This is a genomic window from Ramlibacter algicola, assembly GCF_016641735.1.
Lineage (GTDB): Bacteria > Pseudomonadota > Gammaproteobacteria > Burkholderiales > Burkholderiaceae_C > Ramlibacter > Ramlibacter algicola.
The window spans coordinates 711255-732884 of the sequence record NZ_JAEDAO010000001.1 but is presented as its reverse complement, the minus strand read 5'-3'; the positions used below and the strand labels follow the sequence as shown (position 1 = coordinate 732884).

The following is a 21630-nucleotide window of genomic DNA, read 5'->3' as shown; positions in this document are numbered from 1 at the left end:
CGGACCCACCCGCGCCTACGCTGGGCCCACGGAGCCGCGGGGCTTCACGGGAGAAATCGATGCTTCAGCCAGTCGTTCTCTGCGGCGGATCCGGGACCCGCCTGTGGCCGGTGTCGCGCAAGGCGTTCCCCAAGCAGTTCGCCGAGCTGGTCGGTGGGCGCAGCCTGCTGGCCATGACGCTCGAGCGGGTGGCGCCACTGGCCGGGCCGCAGGGCGATCTGATTTGCGTCGGCGCGGCCGAGCACCACTTCCTGCTCGGCGATGCGGTCGCCGGAGCCGGCTGCCGCGCGACAGTGATCCTGGAGCCGTGCCAGCGCAGCACGGCCGCCGCGATGGCGCTGGCCGCGCTGCAGGCGCAGGACCCGGAACAGCTGCAGCTGTTCTGCCCGGCCGACCACCACATCCCCGATGCCGAGGCCTTCCGCGCCATGGTCGAACGCGCCGAGGTCACCGCGCTGGCAGGCGCCATCGTGGTCTTCGGCGTGGCGCCCACCTTCGCCAGCACCGCCTACGGCTACATCGAGCGTGGCGCGCCGCATGCGTACGGCGGCCACCGGGTGGTGCGCTTCGTCGAGAAGCCGACGGCGGAGCGTGCCCAGCAGTTGCTGCGCGGCGGGCACGTGGACTGGAACGCCGGCATCTTCCTGTGCCGCGCCGACGTCCTGCTCGATGCGATGGAGCGCCACGCACCGGACATCCTCGCGTCCTGCCGCGACGCGATGCGCGACGCGCAGCGCGGCACCGGCGTCGTGCGGCCCCGCGCGGTGCCGCTGCAGGGATGCCGCAGCGAGAGCATCGATGTGGCGGTCATGCAGCGCCATGCCGGCCTGGTCGTGCTGCCGTTCGAGGGCGCGTGGAGCGACGTCGGCAGCTGGGACGCCGTGGCCGGCATCCGCCCGCACGACGAGCGCGGCAACTGCGTCGAGGGGCAGGGCCTGGCGGCCGCCGGCGCGCAGGGCACCTACATCCACGCGCCGCACCGGCGGGTGGTCGCGCTGGGCACCAACGACCTCGTGATCGTCGACACCCCCGACGCGGTGCTGGTCGCCGACCGCTCGGCCGCCGAAGCGGTCAAGGGCCTGGTGCACGAGCTGGAGCGGCGCGGCGATGCGCAGGCCGTCGAGCATCGCAAGGTGCAGCGGCCCTGGGGCTACTTCGACAGCATGGAGCGGCGGCCGGGCTACCAGGTCAAGCGACTGTGCGTGAAACCCCTGGGGTTGCTGAGCCTGCAGTTGCACCGGCACCGGTCCGAGCATTGGGTGGTGGTGCGCGGCGTGGCCGAAGCCACCGTCGGCACGCGCACCGTGGTGCTGCGCGAGAACGAGTCCATCGACATCCCGGCGGGGACGCTGCACCGACTGCACAACCCGGGCGCGACGCCGCTGGAAGTGATCGAGGTGCAGACCGGTGACTACCTGGGCGAGGACGACATCGTTCGGGTCGACGACGCCTACGGCCGGCCGATCTCGGGCATCCCGACGCGTGAACCGGTGCCGGCCATGGGGCGCGACGCAGCGCCCAGCGTGCTGCGCGTGCTGCCGACGACGCCGCCGCTGCCCAACGGCGAACTGCACGCCCAGGCGAGCGACACGATGCCGGGCCGGCCCAAGTAGGCCGCTGCGCTGTTCAGCGTTTCGCGTTGGGGTCGTACAGCACGGTGCCCGTGCCCACGCCGACACCGGCGCTGACGGGGCCATTGCCGACCGGCACGCTGGCGCCGACGCCGACGCCGCCGCTCACCACGCCGCCCTGGTTCACGCCGACGCCGACGCCCACCGGGCCGACGCCGGTGCCCACGCCCACGGACAGGCCGCCGGTTCCACCGCCGATGCCGACCGAGACGGGGCCGACGGGAATGGACAGGCCCGCGCCGACCCCGGTGTTGGCACAGCCGGCCAACGCCACCGCGGCGGCGGCGAGCACGATCGCACGCAGGGCTTGCATGCGGGCATTGTCGGGTGCGCCCCGGCCCGCAGGTGTGAACGGATGCTTCAGCGGACCGGGTTCTCGATGACGCCGATGCCGTCGATCTCCATCTTCACGACATCGCCGGGCTGCAGGTACTTTGGCGGCTTGAAGCCGATGCCCACGCCCACCGGCGTGCCGGTGGCGATGATGTCGCCGGGGTACAGCGTGATGCCGGCCGACAGCGTCTCGATCAGCGTCGGCACGTCGAAGATGAGGTCGGGCGTGACGGCGTCCTGGCGCAGTTCGCCGTTGACCCAGGTGCGCACGCGCGTGTTGGTGCCGTCGCACTCGTCGGCCGTGACGAGCCACGGGCCCATCGGGCAGAAGGTGTCGAACGACTTGCCCAGCAGCCACTGCAGGTGGCGCTGCTGCCAGTCGCGCGCGGTGACGTCGTTGACGACCGTGTAGCCCCACACGTGCGACAGCGCGTCCTGCTTGCGGATGCCCTTGCCGCCCTTGCCGATGATGACCGTGAGTTCGACTTCGTAGTCGATGGCGGTCGACACCTCCTTCGGCACCACGATGGCATCGGTCGGGCCGATCACCGACTCGGGCACCTTGGTGAAGAAGATCGGCACCGACGGGATGTCGCCGCCGGCCTTGGCGCTGCTGTCGAAGCCGCTGCCGGCGAATTCCTTCGCGTGCGCGTGGTAGTTCTTGCCGACGCAGAAGATGTTGCGGCGCGGGCGCGGAATGGGCGCGGTGAGCTGGATGGCGTCGATGGCGACCGGCGCGCCGGTGGCGGGCATGGGCCGGCCCTGCGCCTGCAGTTCGACGACGGCCAGGGCGCCCAGCGCGGCGGCTTCGGGAGGCAGGTCCAGGGGCAGCACGCTCTGCAGGTCGGAAGCGACGATGCCGACGCGGGGCTGGCCACGGTCGAGGTAGGCGGCGATCTTCATCGGGAAAACTCTCTTCGGTGGGGGTCGGGGAACGTTGCATGCTAACGCCATCCAAGGAGACCACCGAATGCAACGTCGCACCGCCATCGCCGCGGTCGCGCTGGCCACCGCCAGCGCGACCGTCTTCGCGCAGGCCTTTCCCACCAAGCCCATCACCATGATCGTGCCGTTCCCGGCCGGCGGCCTGGCCGACATCGTCGGCCGCCCCGTGGCGGACGCCATGGGACGCGAGCTGGGCCAGCCCGTCATCGTCGAGAACAAGGGCGGCGCCGGCGGCGGCATCGGCATGGCGCAAGCCGCCAAGGCCCCGGCCGACGGCTACACGATCCTGATGGCGCTGGCCTCGTACAGCGTGCTGCCCGAAGCCGACGCCATCATCGGCCGCTCGCCGATGTACAGCTTCCAGCAGCTGCGCCCGATCGCGCGCTTCACCGCCGACCCGACGGTGCTGGCGGTGCGTGCCGACGCGCCGTGGAAGACGGTGAAGGACTTCGTCGAGGACGCGAAGAAGCGCCCTGGCGCCATCAACTACGGCTCGTCCGGCAACTACGGGACGATGCACGTGCCGATGGAGATCCTGGCGCAGAGCGCCGGCATCAAGATGACGCACGTGCCCTTCACCGGCGCCGCGCCGGCGGTCGTCGCGCTGCTGGGCGGCCAGATCGACGCCGTGTCGTCGGGTCCCGCGACGGTGTTGCAGCACGTCAAGTCCGGCAAGCTGCGCGTGCTGGCGCACTGGGGCCACGGCAAGCTCGATGCGATGCCCGACGTGCCGGCGCTCAAGGACGCGGGCTACAACGCCGAATACGCGCAGTGGTCGGGCCTGTTCGTGCCCGCCAACGTGCCGGAGCCGGTCGTGCAGCGCCTGCGCGCCGCCGCCCGCGCGGCCGGTGCCGACACGAAAGTCAAGGAGGTGATCGGCAACGCCGGCAGCCCCGTGATGTTCCAGGACACGCCGGACTTCGAGAAGTACGTGCAGTCCGACGTGCGCCGCATGTCCGAGGTGGTCAAGAAGATCGGCAAGGTGGAGTGATCCACGCGAGGAGACCACGATGCGCCTGACGCTGCTGAAACACCTGCTGTTCGCCGCCGCCGGCGCAGCGCTGGTCCTCCCCGCCGCCGCGCAGACCTCCTGGCCGGCCCGCCCGGTGAAGGTCATCGTTCCGTACGCCACCGGCGGCCCGGCGGACATCTACGCGCGCTTCATCGCGCAGCGGCTGGGCGACAGCCTCGGGCAACCTTTCGTGGTCGACAACAAGCCGGGAGCGGGCGCCGTGATCGGCACCGACCTGGCGGCGAAGGCGCCGGCGGATGGCTACACGCTGCTGCTGATGTCCAACACGCACACGGTCAACGAGACGCTGGTGCCGAACAAGCCGTACCAGCTGACGCGCGACTTCGTGGGCGTGGCGCCGATCAACGCGTCCGACCTCGTGCTGGTGGCGCACCCGTCGGTGCCGGCGTCCAACGTGCAGCAGCTGCTCAAGCTGGCCAAGGACCAGCCCGGCAAGCTGAACTACGCGTCGTCCGGGACGGGCACGCCGTACCACATGGCCGGCGAGCTGTTCAAGAGCATGAGCGGCACGGCCATCGTGCACGTGCCCTACAAGGGCAGTTCGGGCGCGCGCACCGACGTCATCGGCGGCCAGGTGCAGCTGATGTTCGACGCGGTCACGACCATGACCGAGCAGGTCAAGGGCGGCAAGGTGAAGGCGATCGCGACGACCGGCAGGAAACGATCGACAGTGCTGCCCGACGTGCCCACGGTCGACGAGTCCGGCGTGCCGGGCTACGAAGCCACCATCTGGCTGGGCGTGCTGGCACCCAAGGGCACCCCGGCGGACGTCGTCGCCAAGCTCAATGCGGCGATCAGCAAGATCACCAGTTCGCCGGACGTGCAGCAGGAATGGGCACGCCAGGGCGCGACGGCGATGGTCATGAGCCCGACCGCCTTCGACAAGTACATCCAGGACGACATCGCCAAGTGGGCGAAGGTCATCCAGGGCGCCAACATCAAGGCCGAATGACGATGCGCCCGGTGCGCGTGCTCAGCGGCGGCGCCGCCCAAGGACTGGTGCGCGCGCTCGAGCCGCAGCTGCGCGAGCGCGGGCTGTCGGTCGGCGGCCACTTCGGCGCGGTCGGCGCCATGCGCGACAAGTTGCTGGCCGGCGAGCCGTGCGACCTCCTGATCCTCACGCAGGCGCTGGTCGACGAACTCGAGCAGCAGGGCCACGTGCGCGCAGGGGCCGCGCGGCCCGTGGGGCGCGTGCGCACCGGCGTCGGCGTTCCCGCCGGCGAGCCGCTGCCGCAGGTGCAGACGTCGCAGCAGCTCGCGCAGGTGCTGCGCGGCGCGACCGCGGTCTACATCCCCGACGCGGTGAAGTCGACGGCGGGCGTGCACATGATGAAGGTGTTCCGCGGCCTGGGCCTGGACCAGGAACTCGCCGCGCGGATCCGCGCGTTCCCGAATGGCGCCACCGCGATGCGCGAGATGGCCGCCAGCGGCGACCGGCGCGCGATCGGCTGCACGCAAGTCACGGAGATCCTCGACACGCCCGGCGTGCAGCTCGCGGGTGGGCTGCCCCGCGAGCACGAACTCGCGACTGTCTACACGGCAGCCGTCACGACGAGCGCGAACGATCCGGATGCGGCGCTGCAGGTCGCGGGCCTGCTGGTGTCGAAGGAAGCCGCGGCGCAGCGCAGCGCGGCGGGTTTCGACCCCCTTTAAGCCAGCAGCGCGTTCACGCGCTTGACGTACGCTGCCGGGTCGTCCGGCATCCCGCCTTCCGCGAGCATCGCCTGGTCGAACAGGATGTGCGCCAGGTCGTGGAAGTGCACCGAGCCTTCGAGCTTCTTCACCAGCGCGTGGTCGGGGTTCACTTCGAGCACCGGCTTGGTCTCGGGCACCTTCTGCCCGGCCTGCTTGAGCAGGCGCGAGAGCTGCAGGCTCATGCCGCCGTCGCTGACGACCAGGCACGCAGGCGAATCGACCAGGCGGCTGGTGACGCGCACGTCCTCGACCTTGTCCTTCAGCGCGTCCTTCAGCTTCGCGAGCACCGGCTTGAAGGCTTCGGCGGCTTCCTCGGCCTTCTTCTTTTCTTCCTCGTCCTGCAGCTTGCCCAGGTCGACCGCGCCCTTGGCGACCGATTGCAGCGGCGTGCCGTCGAAGTCCTGCAGGTAGTTCAGCGCCCACTCGTCGACGCGGTCCGTCATGAGCAGCACCTCGAGGCCCTTCTTGCGGAACACCTCGAGCTGCGGGCTGTTCTTCGCCGCTGCCAGCGTGTCGGCGGTGATGTAGTAGATGGCGTCCTGGCCGTCCTTCATCCGCGCCTTGTAGTCGGCGAGAGAAACCACCTGCTCGTCGGACTGCGTGGACGCGAAGCGCAGCAGCCTGGCCAGCCGCTCGCGATTGGCGAAGTCCTCGCCCAGGCCTTCCTTGAGCACCGCGCCGAACCCGGACCAGAAGGTCGCGTACTTGGCCTTCTCCTCCGCGGAGGCGGCCTCGTCCTTCTCCAGTTTCGCCAGGTCCTCCAGCATCGACAGCACGCGCTTGGTGCTGCCTTCGCGGATCGCCTTCACGTCGCGGCTTTCCTGCAGCAGTTCGCGGCTGACGTTGAGCGGCAGGTCCGCCGAATCGATGACGCCGCGCACGAAGCGCAGGTACGTGGGCAGCAGCGCCTGCGCGTCGTCCATGATGAAGACGCGCTTGACGTACAGCTTCACGCCCGCGGGCTTGTCGCGGTTCCACAGGTCGAACGGCGCATGCGCGGGGATGTACAGCAGCTGCGTGTATTCGGTGCTGCCTTCGACGCGGTTGTGGCTCCAGGTGAGCGGGTCCTCGTGGTCGTGCGAAGCCTGCTTGTAGAAGGCCTTGTACTGTTCGTCGGTGACGTCCTTCTTCGGCCGCGACCACAGGGCGCTGGCCTGGTTGACGGTCTCCCACTCGTCGGTGAGGACCATCTCGCCGCCCTTGCCCTCCTCGCCTTCCTTCCATTCCTCCTTGCGCATGAGGATCGGCAGCGAGATGTGGTCGGAGTACTTCGCAATGATCGACTTGAGCTTCCAGGTGGAGAGGAACTCGGTGGCGTCATCGCGCACGTGCAGGATCACGCTGGTGCCGCGCTGGGCACGCGTGATCGGCTCCACTTCGAACGCGCCCGTGCCGGTGCTGGACCAGCGCACGCCCTGGTCGTGCGGCAGGCCGGCGCGGCGCGATTCCACCGTGATGCGATCGGCGACGATGAAGCCGGAATAGAAGCCGACGCCGAACTGGCCGATCAGCTGCGCGTCGGCCTTCTGGTCGCCCGACAGCTTGCCCATGAACTCGCGCGTGCCGCTCTTGGCGATGGTGCCGAGGTTGTCGATGGCTTCCTGCTGCGACAGGCCGATGCCGTTGTCGCTGATGGTGATCGTGCGCGCGTCGCTGTCGAAGGCGATGCGCACCTCGAGGTTCGGGGCGTCCTCGTACAGCGCGCCGTCGTTCAGCGCCTCGAAACGCAGCTTGTCGCACGCGTCCGAAGCGTTGGACACGAGCTCGCGAACGAAGATCTCGCGGTTGGAATAAAGCGAGTGGGTGACCAGGTGCAGCAGCTGGGCGACCTCGGCCTGGAAGGACAGGGTTTGCTTGGGATCGGACATGGTTGTGGGTGTCGGAAGTGCCGGAACAGCGCCGTCGATGTGGGGATCGTGGACGTGCATTTCAAGCGTCGCGGCGGGCGAGCGGCGGATTGTGCCGGTGGCGCGAGGCCACAGCCGGCGCCGGCGCGCGTGAAATAAGTCGCCGGACGGCGCGCCGGGTCCGCCTCCCTGCGGTTGCGAGGCACTGACAGGTGGTTACAGTCGCTCGTCCCCAGCTCTGCCGCGGCGAATGTCCTTCCAGCTCTCACTCCCTGCCAGCCTGCCTTCCCCCGACACGCCACACACGCTCGCGTCCCTGAGCCTCGGCGCGCCGGGCACGTTGACGGTGGAAGTGCTCAACCGGGAGCAGCGGGTCGCGCTCGCGCAGCGGGCGCATTGCAGGCTGGGAAGCAGCCGCGAGACGTCGGCCGCCACACGGCACGCCGTCGCCTTGACGCTCACACCGTCCCTGACTTTCACCGCCTGAAGCGGCGCGTTCGCCTCAGGACGCCAGGGCCGGTTCGCTGCCCAGGCGCGGGGCCGCTGCCGATGCCAGCAGCGGCTCGATGCGGGCCACGAGGCCGCTGCGGTCCGTGCGGTTGCGCAGGACGATGCGCAGGCCGCAGCGCTGCGCCGCGTTCTGTGCGATCGACAGGCCCAGGCCGCTGCCGCGCGCAGTGGTGCCGGGCACGCGGAAGAAGCGGTCGAACACCCGCGGCAACTGGTCCGGCGGGATGCCCGGGCCGGTGTCCACCACCTCGATGACCGGGCCGGCGGCGCTGCCGGCCAGGCGCACGTCGACGACGCCGCCTTCCGGCGTGTAGCGCAGTGCGTTCTCGATCAGGTTGTCGAGCACGCTGCGCAGGTCGCCGGCACCGCAACGCAGGACCGCCGACTTGCGCGCCGACTCGTCGACCACCAGCCCCAGGTCGATGCCGCGCTGGTCGGCCAGCGCGATCAGGCCGTCCACGCTCTGGTGCACCTGCGCCTGCAGATCGATGGTCACCGGCGCCTCCGGCGTGGCGCCCTCGTTGCGCGACATCTTCAGCAGCTGGTCGACCAGGCGCTGGGCGCGGCTGACGCCCGCCTCCAGCTGCGAGAAGCTTTGCTGGCAGGCGCCGGACGGCAGGTCACGACGTACGTTCTCCAGCTGCAGGGCCACCGCAGTGATCGGCGTGCGCAGTTCGTGCGCCGCGTCCTGCATGAAGCGGCGCTTCTGCGCGATCGCCTCGCGCAGGCGCGCCAGCAGCGCGTTGAAGGACCCCACGAGCGGCGCGATCTCCGACGGCACGCGTGTGAGCGGCAGGTCGTCCAGCGTGTTGACGTCCTGGCGGGCCAGCTGCTCGCCGACCGCGTGGATCTCGCGCGACAGCTTGCCGGCCACGCCCCACAGGATCAGCAGCGCCAGCGGCAACAGGATCATCACAGGTGCGATCGCGGCGCCGGCGCGCTCGACCGCGAGCTTGCGGCGGAAGTCGCCGCTTTGCAGCACCTGCACCTGCTTGCCGGTGATGGGGGAGGCCGTGGTGACGACGCGCCACAGCTTGCCGTCCAGCGCCACGTCGCTGAAGCCCGGACGCGGGGCAAGCGGCACTGCCACGTCGGGCAGCGAGCTCGCATCGAGGCGGCCGTCGGGCGTCCAGACCTGCGCGATGTAGACGCCCCAGCTGTGCACGCGCTCGGGGTCGGCCTTGCGCAGGGAGACATGCTCCTCCTGCAGCGCGATGGACTGCGCGAGCTGCTCCATCTGCTCGTCCATGAACTGGCCGACCATGCGGTTGTAGGTCCAGTACGAGAGCGCGGCGGACGCGGCGCCCACGAGCAGGAACAGCGGCACCAGCCACAGGAGCAGCGCCCGGCGCAGCGAGCACATGGGGCCGGCGGGCAGGACGTGCCAGCGCATCACGCGCCCTCCCGCGTGCCCTGGCCGGCGGCCACGCGCCAGCCGAGGCCCCGCACGTTGCGGATGGCATCCGGACCGAGCTTGCGGCGCATGCCGTGGATCAACACGTCGACCGCGTTGCTGCTCACCTCTTCGCCCCACCCGTAGATGCGGCTTTCGAGCTGGTCGCGCGAGAGGATCGCGCCGGGGCGTTCGAGCAGGGCGTGCAGCAGCGCGAACTCGCGCGCCGACAGCTGCGCGCGCTCGCCGTCGACGAGCACCTCGCGCGTGGTCAGGTCCAGCTGCAGGGCGTCGGTGCCGATGATCGAATGCGCCGCGCCGTCGCGGCGGCGGATGACGGCGCGCATGCGCGCGAGCAGCTCGCGGAATTCGTAGGGCTTGACCAGGTAGTCGTCGGCGCCGACATCGAGCCCCGTGATGCGGTCGTCGATGCCGTCGCGCGCGGTCAGCACGATCACCGGCGTGTGGTCGCCGCGGCTGCGCGCGGTGCGCAGCACGTCGATGCCGTCCTTGCGCGGCAACCCCAGGTCCAGCAACACGCACGCGTAGCCGCCATCGGCCATAGCGCTCTGCGCGAGCTCGCCCTCCTTGACCCAGTCGACCGACCAGCCGTTGGCCTCCAGCGCCTTCTGCAGGCTGTGGCCGATCATTTCGTCGTCCTCGACCAGCAGGGCGCGCATCAGCGGACCCCCGCCCGGAGGGCGCGGATGACAGGGGACGAGTGGCGGTTCGGCATGGCAAGGCTTCCGGTGCCGCAAGGCTACAGAACCACAGTTAGGCCCGGGTTAGGCGACGGCCGGACAGGGTGAAGCGACGAAAGGACCGAAAAGTGCCGCTCATCGTCGCCCGTCAGCCGCACACCGGCGCCGACACATTACAAACGGTTGCATGTGTGTCACAAACGGCATCGAAAGTCCCGGTTCAACGTGCAACTCCTTGATCCGCGTGACTTTCTTCATTGCGTGGCTGAGCAACAGGGAGTTACAGTCAACCATCCCTAGGGAATTTGCTTAAGCCTTAAAGGCCAGCGACCAAGGGCTTAACCAACCTCCACAGGAGTTCTTCCATGAAGTCTCTGAAGTTTGCCCGCCTCGCCGCCATCGCGGCTGTTGCCACCCTGTCGACCGCTGCGTTCGCCGGCGACACCGCCACCCTGAATGTGCAGGCGTCCGTGACCGGGACCTGCAAGCTGTACGCCGACAGCAGCGCCACTGCCGTGACCGCACCGTTCTCGATGGACTTCGGCGCCATCGATCCGCTGGGCACCGCGGACGCGACCAAGTCGACGACCGTCTACTTCAAGTGCAGCAAGGGCACCAGCGGCGTGACCTTCGCGGTCGGTGGCACCACCGACGGCTCCGCGGGCTACAGCGATTCGCTCACTGGAGCAGGTGGTGCCGCAGGTACCACGCTTCCGTTCAGCATCACCTGGGCCACGCCGACCACGTTCAACGGTTTCGGCGTTGCGCCGCAGACGATCACGCTGAACGGCAAGATCCTCAAGACTGACTACGCGATTGCCAACGCCGGCACGTACTCCAAGACGGGCGTCACGCTCGCCATCAACCCCTAAGCAAGGCAGCGCCGCCACCGCGGCGCACCACCGATCATGGACGCGCGTCGCCCAGGGAGATTGCTGTGCCTTGCCTTCGCGCTGCTTTCAGGCGCGTCGGCTTGGGCCGGCAGTTCCGCGTCCTTGACGGTCTCGGCGTCGATCTCGTCGAAGAGCAACTGCAAGTTCTCGACGATCGCGCCGGCGACCATCTCGCTGGCCATCAACCCGACGAATACGCTGCCCGTCTCGGGATCCGTCGTCTGGTCGTTCAAGTGCGCCGGGTCGGCCGATCCAGCGGTCTACGTGGTCTCGGCGAGCAATGGCGCGAACTTCTTCAACGGCGAGCGCCGAATGAAGCACGCGACGACGGCGACCGAGTTCCTGCCGTACTCGCTCGGCTTCACGCCCTCGTCAGGTTCCGCGGCCAAGAACGCCGTGGTGAACGTCACGATCACCGCCACGGTCGCGCCGGCCGCGTATACATCCGCGTTGGTGGGCCTTTACTCGGATACAGTGCAGATCAGCTTGGATCCTTGAGTACCCACCTGATGATCACGCGCCGTCCGGCCTGGACCGCTCTCGCGCTCGCGTCCTGCGTTCTTGCTTCCCCGGGCGTCGGCGCCGCCGACTTCTCGGTCAGCCCCATCCGCGCCGAACTGGGCCCGTCGTCGCCGAGCGAGACCATCACGGTCACGAATCACAGCCCGGGCCGCCTGCGCGTGTCGGTCAAGCTGATGGCGTGGACCCAGGACGCCGAGGGCAAGGACGTCTACACGGACAGCAGCGACCTCATCTACTTCCCGCGCCAGATGGATATCGACAAGGAGTCGCGCAAGATCGTCCGCGTCGGCGCGAAGTCGCCCCCCGATCGGGTCGAGCGCGCATACCGCCTGTTCATCGAGGAAATGCCGGACCCGCTGGACCTGCCCGGCCGGCCCAGCGTCAATTTCGTTTTCCGCTTCGGCGTGCCGATCTTCGTCCCGCCCCCGGACGGCAAGCCGTCGCTCGACGTGCAGGCGCCAACGTTGGCGAAGGGCAAGGTCGTCCTGCCCGTGCGCAACGACAGCAATGCGCACGTCCGCCTCACGAAGATCAACGTGAGTGACGGCGCGGGCTTGTCCATCGACGCCAACGGGTGGTACTCGCTCGCCGGGACGCAACGGACCTACACCGTCGACATCCCGCCGGAAGCCTGCAGGAAGGCCAGGTCGCTCCTGGTCACCGCGGAGGGTCCCGCGGCCAAGTTCGAACGCCGGCTCGACGTCGATCCGGCCAACTGCTCCTGAGGAGCCGTTCGGCAAGGATGCGACCCTGGGCCCGCGGCAAGCACGGATTCCTGCTCGCATGCCTGCTGGCATTCGCCACCTGTCCGCATGCCGCGCCAGCGCCTCCGCAGGGCGGCGAGGAAGCGCTGCTGACGATCGAGGTCAACGGCGTGCGCCGCGGCGAGTTCCTCGTCATCAAGAAAGGCGACAACTACTGGTTGTCGCCAGCCGACGTCGGCCGCCTGCAGGTCCAGTCGGGCCCGCCAGCAGGCGCGTCGCACGTCAGCCTGCGTGAACTCGGGGCCGAGTCGATCGCGTTCGACGACGGGGAATTGCTGGTGCGCGTGCGATTCCCGGACGCATTGCTGGCCCCCAACCGGGTGGACCTGACCCCGCGCGGCCCGGCGGTCCGGCTTTCCGATCCAGCCACGAGCCTGATCCTCTCCTACCGGCTGTCGAACCGCACGTTGGGCGAAGACCGGCAGACGACCCTGCTCACCGACACCAACGTCCGCGTCGGCCCCTTGCTGCTACGGCAGGAAAACCGCCTGGACATCGGGGCGGCCGGCAAGTCGATGGCTCGTGGCCGCACGCAGTTGATCTTCGAGCAACACGAGGCCTCGCGGCGCTGGGTGGCCGGCGACGTCGTCTCGGGCGCGGGAGGCTACGGCAGCGCCATCACCGGGGCCGGGCTGCTCGTGACGAAGATCTGGAACATGGACCCGAACGCCCTGCGCGCGCCGCGGGCGAGCGTGCAGGCCTCGACAGCGCTGCCGGCCGAAGTGGAGGTGAGCGTCGATGGCAGCCCCGTCTACAGGGGCAACGTCGCTCCAGGCCCGATCGACATCGGCAACCTGCAGTCCGCGGGTGGCCAGCGGAACGTGAGGGTCACGGTGACCGACATCGCCGGCAGGCGCCAGGTGATCGACCAGCCCTTCTTTTTCACGGAAACCGCCCTGGCGGAAGGCGTCCACGACTACCTGTACTTTGTCGGCCGGCGCTCGGAGCTGGCCGCCGACAACCGCTGGGTGTACCGGGAGCCCGCCGCGCAGGCCGTGCACCGGTACGGCGTCACCGACGCACTGACCGTTTCCGCTGGTGGCGAGGCGAGCCGGGACTTCGCGACGGTCGGAGCCGGGCTGGCACTGCGGCTGGACCGTTTTGGCCTGGTCTCCCTCGATGCTTTGGGCAACCGGGACCGGGTCACGCGGCGAGCCCGCCGCGGCTGGTCGGCGCAATACCAGTTCCAGACCCCGCACGTCGCGTGGCTGGCCGGCGTGCGGCGCTTCGATGCAGGGTTCCGGTCCTTCGTTGCGGACAGTTCCATCTTTCCCACGACCGAGTACCGCGCGGCCCTGGTGGTGCCATGGCGGAACCTCTCCTGGGGCGTCGACTGGACGCGTGCCACCTCGGCGCTGGAGACGCGCACCATGGCCTCGTTGCGGGTCACGAGCAGCTTCTCGAGCCGGTCGTCACTGAGCGCGGAATTGAGGCACAGCTCCAGCGGCGGGCGCACGATCAACTCCGTGGGCGTGATCTGGCGGCACTATCTCGACGGCCTCGACTGGGTCGGCGGGACCTTCGATGCAAGTCCGGGCACGCAAGCGGCTGGATTCGAGGTCGGCCGGCAACTGCCCCAGTCGGAAGGGTTCGGCTATCGCGCTGCCGTCACCAACATCAACCTGCCCGCGGGCGAGTCACGCACGGCGTCGCTCGGCGGAACCGTCAACCTGAAGCCGTTCGCCGTCGACGCGACGGTGATTGCCCAGTCACCCGGGGGTGGACTGAGCTACTCGGAGCTCGGCGTGAGCGGGGCACTGGTCGCGATCGATGGCGAGGTCGCCGCCACGCGGCAGGTGGGAGACAGTTTCGTCCTCGCGAAGCTGGGGGTGCCACAGGCCGGCGTGCAGGTGTCCCTGAACAACCAGGTGCAGGGGACGACGGATGCGAACGGCCGCGTGATCCTTCCCCGGGTTGCGGCCTACGACCGGCAGGAAGTGTCCGTGAACGACAAGCAACTCGCCTTGACCTACCAGCTCGATCGCCGCGCGCTCCCGATTGCACCGCCGCTGCGCAGCGGAGTGGTCGTCGACTTCAATGCGAGGCGGCTGCACGCCATCGCGGGTCGCGCATGGCTCTCGAAGGCGTCCGGAAGGGAAGCGATTGCAAGCAGATCGTGGACAATGAACGGACCCGCTGGCGAGGTGACGGTGGAGACTGACTCCACGGGCGAGTTCTACATCGAGAGGGCCGAACCGGGGACATACGTCGGCAAGCTGCGCACGGAGAGTGCGGAAGTGACCTGCCGTTTCTCCGTGCCGGCATCGGACGAGCCTGTCGTCGAACTTGCCAATGGGGCGACCTGTGAATAGTCGGATCGCATTCCTCCTTCTCGCGCTCGTCGCCGGGCCGGCTGCCGCCGACAGCACGTGCAGGATCACGAGCCTCGTGGGACTGAACTTCGGCGTCTACGACCCGTTCGCCACCGTGGCTCGTGACACGCAGGCCTCGGTCGGACTGACCTGCAGCCGCGTCGGCGGCCCGCAGAACAACACGATCACGCTCGCGCTGAGCGCGGGCGCGCATGGCACCAGCACGGCCGACCGGCGGCTCGCCGGAAGCGGCGTTCCGACAACGATCTCGTACAACCTCTATCGCGACAGCGGGCGAACCTTCATCTGGGGCAACACGCCTGGCGTCGATGCGGCCACGGAGCTCATTTCGGTTCCGAACAACGGGTCCGCCAGCACGACCGTCGTGATCTATGGCCGCATCCCGGCCAACCAGGACGTGTACGTGGGCAGCTACGCCGACCAGGTCACCCTGACCGTCACGCCGTGACGAAGGCGACCTGCGGGTCGGCCCGGAGTTCAAGCCATCGTGGCAAGGGCAACCGGCAGTGCATAGACACCCGGCACGGTCTCGGGATCGAAGTGGATGCGAAGCATCAGAACCGCTCCCCCTCGCCCAGATACCGCCACATCCCCTGCGGCAACTGCCCCAGCGCAACACCACCGATGCGCACGCGCTTGAGCCCCACGACCCTGAGCCCCACCAGTTCGCACATCCGGCGGATCTGGCGCTTCTTGCCTTCCTTCAGCACGAAGCGCAGCTGCTCGGGGTTCTGCCAGTCCACGCGGGCCGGCTTCAACGCCTTGCCATCGAGCGACAGGCCGTGCCGCAGCCTCTGCAATTGCGCAGCGGGAAAGGCCCCCTGCACGCCGCGTGCGACGGCGCCGTACTCGACCCGCACGAGGTACTCCTTCTCGATGTCGGAGTCCTCGCCGATCAACTGCCGCGCCACGCGGCCGTCCTGCGTCAGCACGAGCAGGCCGGTGGAATCGATGTCGAGGCGACCGGCCGGCGCCAGGCCGCGCAGCTGCTCGCGGGCGAAGCGCACGCGCGACGGGTCGCCGCTCCAGTGCGTGCGCGGTTGCACCAGCGTCACGGCCGGCTGGTAGCCGTCCTCGGCCTGGCCGCTGACGTAGCCGATCGGCTTGTGCAGCAGGATCGTGACCTGCTGGCGCTGCTGGCCTTCCGCGCGGCGGTCGACCTCGATGCGGTCGGCTTCGGTGACCTGCAGGCCCATCGGCGCGACTTCGCCGTTGACGCGCACCCAGCCGCGCTCGATCCAGGCGTCGGCCTCGCGCCGCGAGCACAGGCCGAGGTCGGCCATGCGCTTGTTCAATCGGACGGTGGAAGGTGGCGCGTCAGGCGGCATGCGCCGATTGTGCGGGCGTGGCCGGGCCGCTTCGCAGCGCGGCGAGGTCGAGGATGCGCAGGCCGCCGTACTCGACGCGAATCGCCCCTTGCGCCTGCAGCGCGGACAAGGCCTCGTTCACGCGCTGGCGCGACAAGCCGACGAGGTACGCCAGTTCCTGCTGCGTGATGCGCAGCACCTCGCCGACGCCCGGATACAGCACGGGATTGAAGAGCGCCGCCAGGCTGCGCGCCACGCGCACGTCGGGGTTGGCCATGCGGTCGATCTCGCGCGCGGCGATGAACTGCGCCAGCCGCTCGTTGAGCTGGTTCATCACGAAGCGGTTGAACCCGATCGAGTGGTCCAGCAGCCAATGGAAGGTGTCGACCGGCAGGCCGGCGACGACGCTGTTGCGCAGCGGCTGGATGTTGTAGCGGTACACCTCCCGCTTGAGCGCCGTGCCCTCGCCGAACCAGCCGCCGGGCGGCACGCCGGTGAATGTCACCTGCTGGCCCTGCGAGGTGTCCGTGCTCATCTTGAGCAGCCCCTCGATGACGCCGAACCAGTAGGTCACAGGCCGGCCCACGCGGCAGACGAAGTCGCCGGGGCGGGCATCGCCGACGGTGATGTCGCCAACAGCGCGCTCGCGCTCGCTGGCCGACAGCAGCTCCAGCCACGGCACGCCCTGCAGCTCGGCGGCCGTGGGGGCGCGCTTGCGCTGGTGCAGCGGGGGTTCGGAGCGGACAGCGTGCATGCGGGTAATTCCGTTGAGGGGAATCCCGCAAATTGTCATTGCAAAGACACGTCGACGTCAAAGTGGATGCGACCATGCGCGCGACTTTCACCGGACCTGGAGCCATGGACACCACCTTCCCGCGCCTGATGCTGCAGCACGCCGCCCAGCGCCCCGGCGCAGCCGCCATGCGCGAGAAGGAATACGGCATCTGGCAGACGCTCACCTGGGCCGACTTGGCGAAGACGGCCGAGCACCTCGCGTGCGGCCTGCACCAGGCGGGACTGCGGCGCGGCGAGCACATGGTCGTCATCGGCGCCAACCGCCCCCGGCTGTACGCCACCATGCTGGCCATCCAGTCCCTCGGCGCGATCCCCGTCCCGCTGTACCAGGATGCGGTGGCCGCCGAATGCGCCTTCCCGATCAACAACGCCGAAGTGCGGATGGCGATCGTCGAGGACCAGGAGCAGGTCGACAAGCTGCTCGAGGTCCGCGAGCAGTGCCCGCAACTGCAGTCGATCTGGTACGACGACCCGCGTGGGCTGCGCAATTACGGCGATCCGGGCCTGGCCTCCCTCGACAGCCTGCTCGACGCCGGGCGGCAGTTCGCGGCGCAGCAACCCGGCTTCTTCCGCGCCCAGGTCGACAGCGTCTCACCCGACGACGTGGCTGCCTTGTTCTTCACGTCCGGCACCACCGGCAACCCGAAGGGCGTCGTGCACAGCCACCGCACGCTGCTCGATCGCGCGCGGGCCGGCGCCGACTTCGACCGCCTCACCGAGCACGAGGAAGTGCTGGCGTACCTGCCGCCGGCCTGGGTGGGGCAGAACATCTTCAGCTATGCGATGTGGCTCGCCTGCGGCTACATCGTCAACTGCCCCGAGTCGGGCAGCACGGTGATGATCGACCTGAAGGAAATCGGGCCGACCTACTACTTCGCGCCGCCGCGTGTCTTCGAAGGCCTGCTGACCACCGTGATGATCCGCATGGAAGATGCGGGCGCGATCAAGCGCGGCATGTTCCATTCGTTCATGGCGCTGGCACGCCGCGTCGGGCCCGCGCTGCGCGACGGACAGAGCGTCGGCGCATTGGACCGGCTGCTCTACAAGCTGGGCGACGTGCTGGTGTACGGCCCCCTGCGCAACAACCTGGGCTTCTCGCGCGTGCGCGTCGCGTACACCGCCGGCGAGGCCATCGGCCCGGACCTGTTCACCTTCTACCGCTCGATCGGCATCAACCTGAAGCAGCTGTACGGCTCCACGGAGACCGCGGTGTTCGTCTGCCTGCAGCCCGATGACCAGGTGCGTGCCGATACGGTCGGCGTGCCGATCCAGGGCGTGGAGATCAAGGTGGCCGTGAACGGCGAGATCCTGGTGCGCTCGCCCGGCCTGCTCAAGGGCTACTACAAGAACGACCAGGCCACCAGCGAGGTGCTGACCAACGACGGCTGGTACCACACCAGCGACGCCGGCTTCATCGACGCGCAGGGCCACCTGAAGATCATCGACCGCGTCAAGGACGTCGGCCGCATCGTGGGCGGCTCCAACGACGGCGCGATGTTCGCGCCCAAGTACGTGGAGAACAAGCTGAAGTTCTTCCCGTACATCAAGGAAGCGGTGGCCTACGGCGATGGCCGCGACCGCGTCTGCGTGATGGTCAACATCGACTTCGACGCCGTGGGCAACTGGGCCGAGCGGCGCAACCTGCCCTACGCCGGCTACACCGACCTCGCGCAGAAGCCCGAGGTGTACGAGCTGGTCAAGGAGTGCGTGGAGAAGGTCAACGCCGACCTCGCGGCCGACGACAAGCTGGCCGGCTCGCAGGTCAGCCGCTTCCTCATCCTGCACAAGGAACTGGACGCCGACGACGGCGAGCTCACGCGCACCAACAAGGTCCGCCGTGGCTTCATCGCCGGCAAGTACCAGGTGCTGGTCGACGCGCTCTACGGCGGCCAGCAGGAGCAGTACATCGAGACGCAGGTGAAGTTCGAGGACGGCCGCACCGGCGTGGTCAGCGCCACGTTGCGCATCGTCGACGCCCGCACCTTCCCTGCCGTGAAGGCGGCCGCATGAACATGATGACCGACGCCGCCGTCCTGTCCGACCCCGCCGCGCAAGCGCCCCGCGGTGCGCAGCGCCGCCTGGGCGAGGTGATCCTCGACGTCCGCAACATCTCGCTGGCGTTCGGCGGCGTGAAGGCGCTGACCGACATCTCCTTCGACGTCCGCGAGCACGAGATCCGCGCCATCATCGGCCCCAACGGCGCCGGCAAGAGCTCGATGCTCAACTGCATCAACGGCGTCTACCAGCCGCAGCAGGGCACCATCACCTTCCGCGGCAAGACCTTCGCCCACATGAAGAGCCGGCAGGTGGCGCAGATGGGCATCGCGCGCACGTTCCAGAACCTCGCGCTGTTCAAGGGCATGAGCGTGCTGGACAACATCATGACCGGCCGCAACCTGCGGATCAAAAGCAACCTGCTGCTGCAGGCCCTGCGCATCGGTCCCGCGGAACGCGAGGAAATCCGCCATCGCGAGTTCGTCGAGCGGATCATCGATTTCCTCGAGATCCAGGCGTACCGCAAGACGCCCGTCGGCCAGCTGCCGTACGGCCTGCAAAAGCGCGTCGACCTGGGCCGCGCGCTGGCGATGGAGCCGCAGGTGCTGCTGCTCGACGAGCCCATGGCCGGCATGAACGTCGAGGAGAAGCAGGACATGTGCCGCTTCATCCTGGACGTGAACGACGAATTCGGCACCACCGTGGTCCTGATCGAGCACGACATGGGCGTGGTGATGGACATCAGCGACCGCGTCGTGGTGCTGGACTACGGCCGCAAGATCGGTGACGGCGCGCCCGACGAGGTGCGCCAGAACCCCGACGTCATCAAGGCCTACCTGGGCACGGCCCATTAAAGAGAACTGACATGGGCTTCTTCCTCGAAACCCTGCTGGGCGGCCTGATGGCCGGCATGCTCTACGCGCTGGTGGCGCTCGGCTTCGTGCTGATCTTCAAGGCGTCGGGCGTCTTCAACTTCGCGCAGGGCGCGATGGTGCTGTTCGCCGCGCTGGCGATGGCGCGCTTCTCCGAATGGCTGCCGGCGTGGACCGGGTTGCAGAACCCGATCGTGGCCAACGTGCTCGCTTTCATCATCGCCGGCGTCATCATGTTCGGCGTCGCGTGGCTGGTCGAATGGCTTGTGCTGCGCCGCCTGGTCAACCAGGAAGGCGCCACGCTCCTGATGGCCACGCTGGGCATCGCGTACTTCCTCGAAGGCCTGGGCCAGACGCTGTTCGGCAACAGCATCTACAAGATCGACATCGGCATGCCCAAGGACCCGGTCATCGCGTTCGAGTCGACCTTCCAGGGCGGCATCCTGGTCAACAAGGAAGACCTGATCGCCGCCGCCATCGCGGCCGCGCTGGTGGCGGTGCTGAGCCTGTTCTTCCAGAAGACGTCCACCGGCCGCGCGCTGCGTGCCGTCGCCGATGACCACCAGGCCGCGCAATCGATCGGCATCCCGCTCGAGCGCATCTGGGTCATCGTGTGGTGCGTCGCCGGCGTCGTGGCGCTGGTCGCCGGGATGATCTGGGGCAGCAAGCTGGGCGTGCAGTTCTCGCTGGCGACGGTGGCCTTGCGCGCGCTGCCCGTCGTCATCCTGGGCGGCCTCACCTCGGTGCCGGGCGCCATCATCGGCGGGCTGATCATCGGCGTGGGCGAGAAGCTCTCGGAGGTCTACATCGGCCCGATGGTCGGCGGCGGCATCGAGATCTGGTTCGCCTACGTGCTCGCCCTCGGGTTCCTGCTGTTCCGGCCGCAAGGCCTGTTCGGCGAGAAGATCATCGATCGCGTCTGAGGAACTGACCGATGCTTTACAGGGAAAACGGCCAGTTCAAGACGACGTACCGCGCCGACCAGCAGATCTTCCCGATCCTGCAGGACCGGCTGTTCATCGGCCTGCTGCTGGTGGTCGCCTTCGTCGTGGTGCCCGGCCTGGCCAGCGACTACATGTTCCGCGCCATCCTGATCCCGTTCCTGATCATGGCGCTGGCCGCGCTGGGCGTGAACATCCTGGTCGGCTACTGCGGCCAGATCTCGCTCGGCTCCGGCGCGTTCATGGCCGTGGGCGCGTACGGCGCCTACAACTTCTTCGTCCGCATCCCGGAAATGCCGCTGGTCCCCGCCATCCTGCTGGGCGGCCTGTGCGCCACCGCGTTCGGCATCCTGTTCGGCCTGCCCAGCCTGCGCGTGCGCGGCCTCTATCTGGCGGTCGCGACGCTGGCGGCGCAGTTCTTCGCCGACTGGATGTTCCTGCGCATCAAGTGGCTCCTGAACGATTCACCGTCGGGCCAGGTGTCCGTCGGCAGCCTGCAGGTGTTCGGATTTCCGATCGACAGCGCCGTCAGCAGGTATTGGTTCTGCCTCGCCATCCTGGCGGTCATGGCGCTGCTGGCCAAGAACCTGGTGCGCAGCGCGATCGGCCGCGAATGGATGGCGATCCGCGACATGGACGTGGCTGCCGCCGTGATCGGCATCCGCCCGATGTACGCCAAGCTCAGCGCGTTCGCCGTCAGCTCGTTCATCATCGGCGTGGCCGGCGCGCTGTGGGCGTTCGTCTACCTCGGGGCCTGGGAGTCGGCCGCCTTCTCCGTCGACCTGTCCTTCCGCCTGCTGTTCATGGTGATCATCGGCGGCCTCGGCTCGATCATGGGCGCGTTCTTCGGCGCCGGGTTCATCGTGGTGCTGCCCATCTTCCTGAACCAGCTGCTGCCGCCGCTGTTCGCCGCGTTCGGCATGGAGATCTCCACCGCCGGCCTGTCGCACGCGGAGTTGATGATCTTCGGCGCGCTGATCGTCTGGTTCCTGGTCGTCGAGCCCCACGGCCTGGCGCGCCTGTGGTCCACCGGCAAGCAGAAGCTGCGCCTGTGGCCATTCCCGCATTGACCACTGCTCGCAAGTCCCGATGCACATCGATCCGCTTGCGGCGCCCACTC

The 21630-nt window shown here is 68.8% G+C and carries 21 protein-coding genes; 14 read left to right on the top strand and 7 right to left on the bottom strand.

All coding sequences use genetic code 11. The features are described 5' to 3' along the window. Nucleotides 1-59: 59 nt before the first annotated feature. Complete coding sequence (locus tag I8E28_RS03605; RefSeq protein ID WP_200786468.1) at nucleotides 60-1613, top strand: mannose-1-phosphate guanylyltransferase/mannose-6-phosphate isomerase; 1554 nt, start codon at nucleotides 60-62, stop codon at nucleotides 1611-1613. Between the two features lie 13 nt (nucleotides 1614-1626). On the opposite strand, the gene I8E28_RS03600 is transcribed toward I8E28_RS03605, so the two are convergent. Together I8E28_RS03600 and I8E28_RS03595 are read right to left on the bottom strand one after the other, a co-directional pair. Further along, on the bottom strand, nucleotides 1627-1944 hold the full coding sequence (locus I8E28_RS03600) for a hypothetical protein (RefSeq protein WP_200786467.1): 318 nt from the start codon (nucleotides 1942-1944) through the stop codon (nucleotides 1627-1629). A 47-nt stretch (nucleotides 1945-1991) separates the two neighbouring features. Then, nucleotides 1992-2867: a fumarylacetoacetate hydrolase family protein gene (locus I8E28_RS03595; RefSeq protein ID WP_200786466.1), complete on the bottom strand. Its 876-nt coding sequence runs from the start codon at nucleotides 2865-2867 to the stop codon at nucleotides 1992-1994. Nucleotides 2868-2934: 67 nt separating this feature from the next. On the opposite strand from I8E28_RS03595, the gene I8E28_RS03590 reads away from it, so the two are divergent. From I8E28_RS03590 to I8E28_RS03580, 3 genes are read left to right on the top strand one after another with little or no spacing between them, the layout of a single operon-like run. Beyond that, nucleotides 2935-3900: a tripartite tricarboxylate transporter substrate binding protein gene (locus tag I8E28_RS03590; protein WP_200786465.1), complete on the top strand. Its 966-nt coding sequence runs from the start codon at nucleotides 2935-2937 to the stop codon at nucleotides 3898-3900. A 19-nt stretch (nucleotides 3901-3919) separates the two neighbouring features. Then, nucleotides 3920-4894: a tripartite tricarboxylate transporter substrate binding protein gene (locus I8E28_RS03585; RefSeq protein ID WP_200786464.1), complete on the top strand. Its 975-nt coding sequence runs from the start codon at nucleotides 3920-3922 to the stop codon at nucleotides 4892-4894. Beyond that, the gene (locus I8E28_RS03580; protein WP_239027175.1) at nucleotides 4891-5595 is read left to right on the top strand and encodes a molybdate ABC transporter substrate-binding protein; all 705 of its coding nucleotides are present in this window, start codon (nucleotides 4891-4893) and stop codon (nucleotides 5593-5595) included. Before I8E28_RS03585 ends, I8E28_RS03580 begins: the two co-directional genes overlap by 4 nt. Here the strand turns inward: I8E28_RS03580 and htpG are convergent. Continuing rightward, entirely contained in the window at nucleotides 5592-7505 is a 1914-nt protein-coding gene (htpG, locus tag I8E28_RS03575) for a molecular chaperone HtpG (RefSeq protein ID WP_200786463.1), read from the bottom strand. The two genes, I8E28_RS03580 and htpG, sit on opposite strands and share 4 nt — an antisense overlap. 229 nt (nucleotides 7506-7734) lie before the next feature. Here htpG and I8E28_RS03570 point away from each other — a divergent pair, with 229 nt between their 5' ends. Then, on the top strand, nucleotides 7735-7971 hold the full coding sequence (locus I8E28_RS03570) for a hypothetical protein (RefSeq protein WP_200786462.1): 237 nt from the start codon (nucleotides 7735-7737) through the stop codon (nucleotides 7969-7971). Nucleotides 7972-7986: 15 nt separating this feature from the next. On the opposite strand, the gene I8E28_RS03565 is transcribed toward I8E28_RS03570, so the two are convergent. Beyond that, nucleotides 7987-9387 (bottom strand): ATP-binding protein, encoded by a 1401-nt coding sequence (locus tag I8E28_RS03565; RefSeq protein WP_200786461.1) that lies wholly within the window; start codon nucleotides 9385-9387, stop codon nucleotides 7987-7989. Next, complete coding sequence (locus tag I8E28_RS03560; protein WP_200786460.1) at nucleotides 9387-10067, bottom strand: response regulator; 681 nt, start codon at nucleotides 10065-10067, stop codon at nucleotides 9387-9389. The genes I8E28_RS03565 and I8E28_RS03560 overlap by 1 nt, the downstream gene beginning before the upstream one ends. Before the next feature lie 386 nt (nucleotides 10068-10453). Here I8E28_RS03560 and I8E28_RS03555 point away from each other — a divergent pair, with 386 nt between their 5' ends. From I8E28_RS03555 to I8E28_RS03535, 5 genes are all read left to right on the top strand, one after another. Then, the gene (locus tag I8E28_RS03555) at nucleotides 10454-10960 is read left to right on the top strand and encodes a Csu type fimbrial protein (RefSeq protein ID WP_200786459.1); all 507 of its coding nucleotides are present in this window, start codon (nucleotides 10454-10456) and stop codon (nucleotides 10958-10960) included. A 123-nt stretch (nucleotides 10961-11083) separates the two neighbouring features. Then, complete coding sequence (locus I8E28_RS03550) at nucleotides 11084-11479, top strand: spore coat protein U domain-containing protein (protein WP_200786458.1); 396 nt, start codon at nucleotides 11084-11086, stop codon at nucleotides 11477-11479. Then, nucleotides 11476-12228, top strand: coding sequence for a fimbrial biogenesis chaperone (locus I8E28_RS03545; protein ID WP_200786457.1), 753 nt, complete (start codon nucleotides 11476-11478; stop codon nucleotides 12226-12228). The genes I8E28_RS03550 and I8E28_RS03545 overlap by 4 nt, the downstream gene beginning before the upstream one ends. Before the next feature lie 17 nt (nucleotides 12229-12245). Further along, nucleotides 12246-14579: a fimbria/pilus outer membrane usher protein gene (locus I8E28_RS03540; protein WP_200786456.1), complete on the top strand. Its 2334-nt coding sequence runs from the start codon at nucleotides 12246-12248 to the stop codon at nucleotides 14577-14579. Further along, nucleotides 14560-15048 carry a Csu type fimbrial protein gene (locus tag I8E28_RS03535; protein WP_275403450.1) on the top strand — a complete coding sequence of 163 codons (489 nt, stop codon included), beginning with the start codon at nucleotides 14560-14562 and terminating at the stop codon, nucleotides 15046-15048. The genes I8E28_RS03540 and I8E28_RS03535 overlap by 20 nt, the downstream gene beginning before the upstream one ends. A gap of 106 nt (nucleotides 15049-15154) precedes the next feature. Here the strand turns inward: I8E28_RS03535 and I8E28_RS03530 are convergent, their stop codons facing one another. Next, the gene (locus I8E28_RS03530) at nucleotides 15155-15928 is read right to left on the bottom strand and encodes a pseudouridine synthase (RefSeq protein WP_200786454.1); all 774 of its coding nucleotides are present in this window, start codon (nucleotides 15926-15928) and stop codon (nucleotides 15155-15157) included. Beyond that, on the bottom strand, nucleotides 15918-16661 hold the full coding sequence (locus I8E28_RS03525; RefSeq protein WP_200786453.1) for a Crp/Fnr family transcriptional regulator: 744 nt from the start codon (nucleotides 16659-16661) through the stop codon (nucleotides 15918-15920). Before I8E28_RS03525 ends, I8E28_RS03530 begins: the two co-directional genes overlap by 11 nt. A 104-nt stretch (nucleotides 16662-16765) precedes the next feature. Between I8E28_RS03525 and I8E28_RS03520 the strand changes: the two genes are divergently transcribed. The 4 genes from I8E28_RS03520 to I8E28_RS03505 are packed head-to-tail and all read left to right on the top strand — an operon-like array spanning nucleotide 16766 to nucleotide 21580. Further along, nucleotides 16766-18712, top strand: a complete 1947-nt coding sequence (locus tag I8E28_RS03520; RefSeq protein ID WP_200786452.1) for an AMP-dependent synthetase/ligase — start codon at nucleotides 16766-16768, stop codon at nucleotides 18710-18712. 2 nt (nucleotides 18713-18714) lie between these two features. Then, nucleotides 18715-19551 carry an ABC transporter ATP-binding protein gene (locus I8E28_RS03515; RefSeq protein WP_420850233.1) on the top strand — a complete coding sequence of 279 codons (837 nt, stop codon included), beginning with the start codon at nucleotides 18715-18717 and terminating at the stop codon, nucleotides 19549-19551. Nucleotides 19552-19562: 11 nt separating this feature from the next. Next, nucleotides 19563-20492: a branched-chain amino acid ABC transporter permease gene (locus I8E28_RS03510; RefSeq protein WP_200786451.1), complete on the top strand. Its 930-nt coding sequence runs from the start codon at nucleotides 19563-19565 to the stop codon at nucleotides 20490-20492. A gap of 11 nt (nucleotides 20493-20503) precedes the next feature. After that, a complete protein-coding gene (locus I8E28_RS03505; protein WP_200786450.1) occupies nucleotides 20504-21580 on the top strand; it encodes a branched-chain amino acid ABC transporter permease in 1077 nt (358 codons plus the stop codon). The last annotated feature ends 50 nt before the right edge of the window (nucleotides 21581-21630 follow it).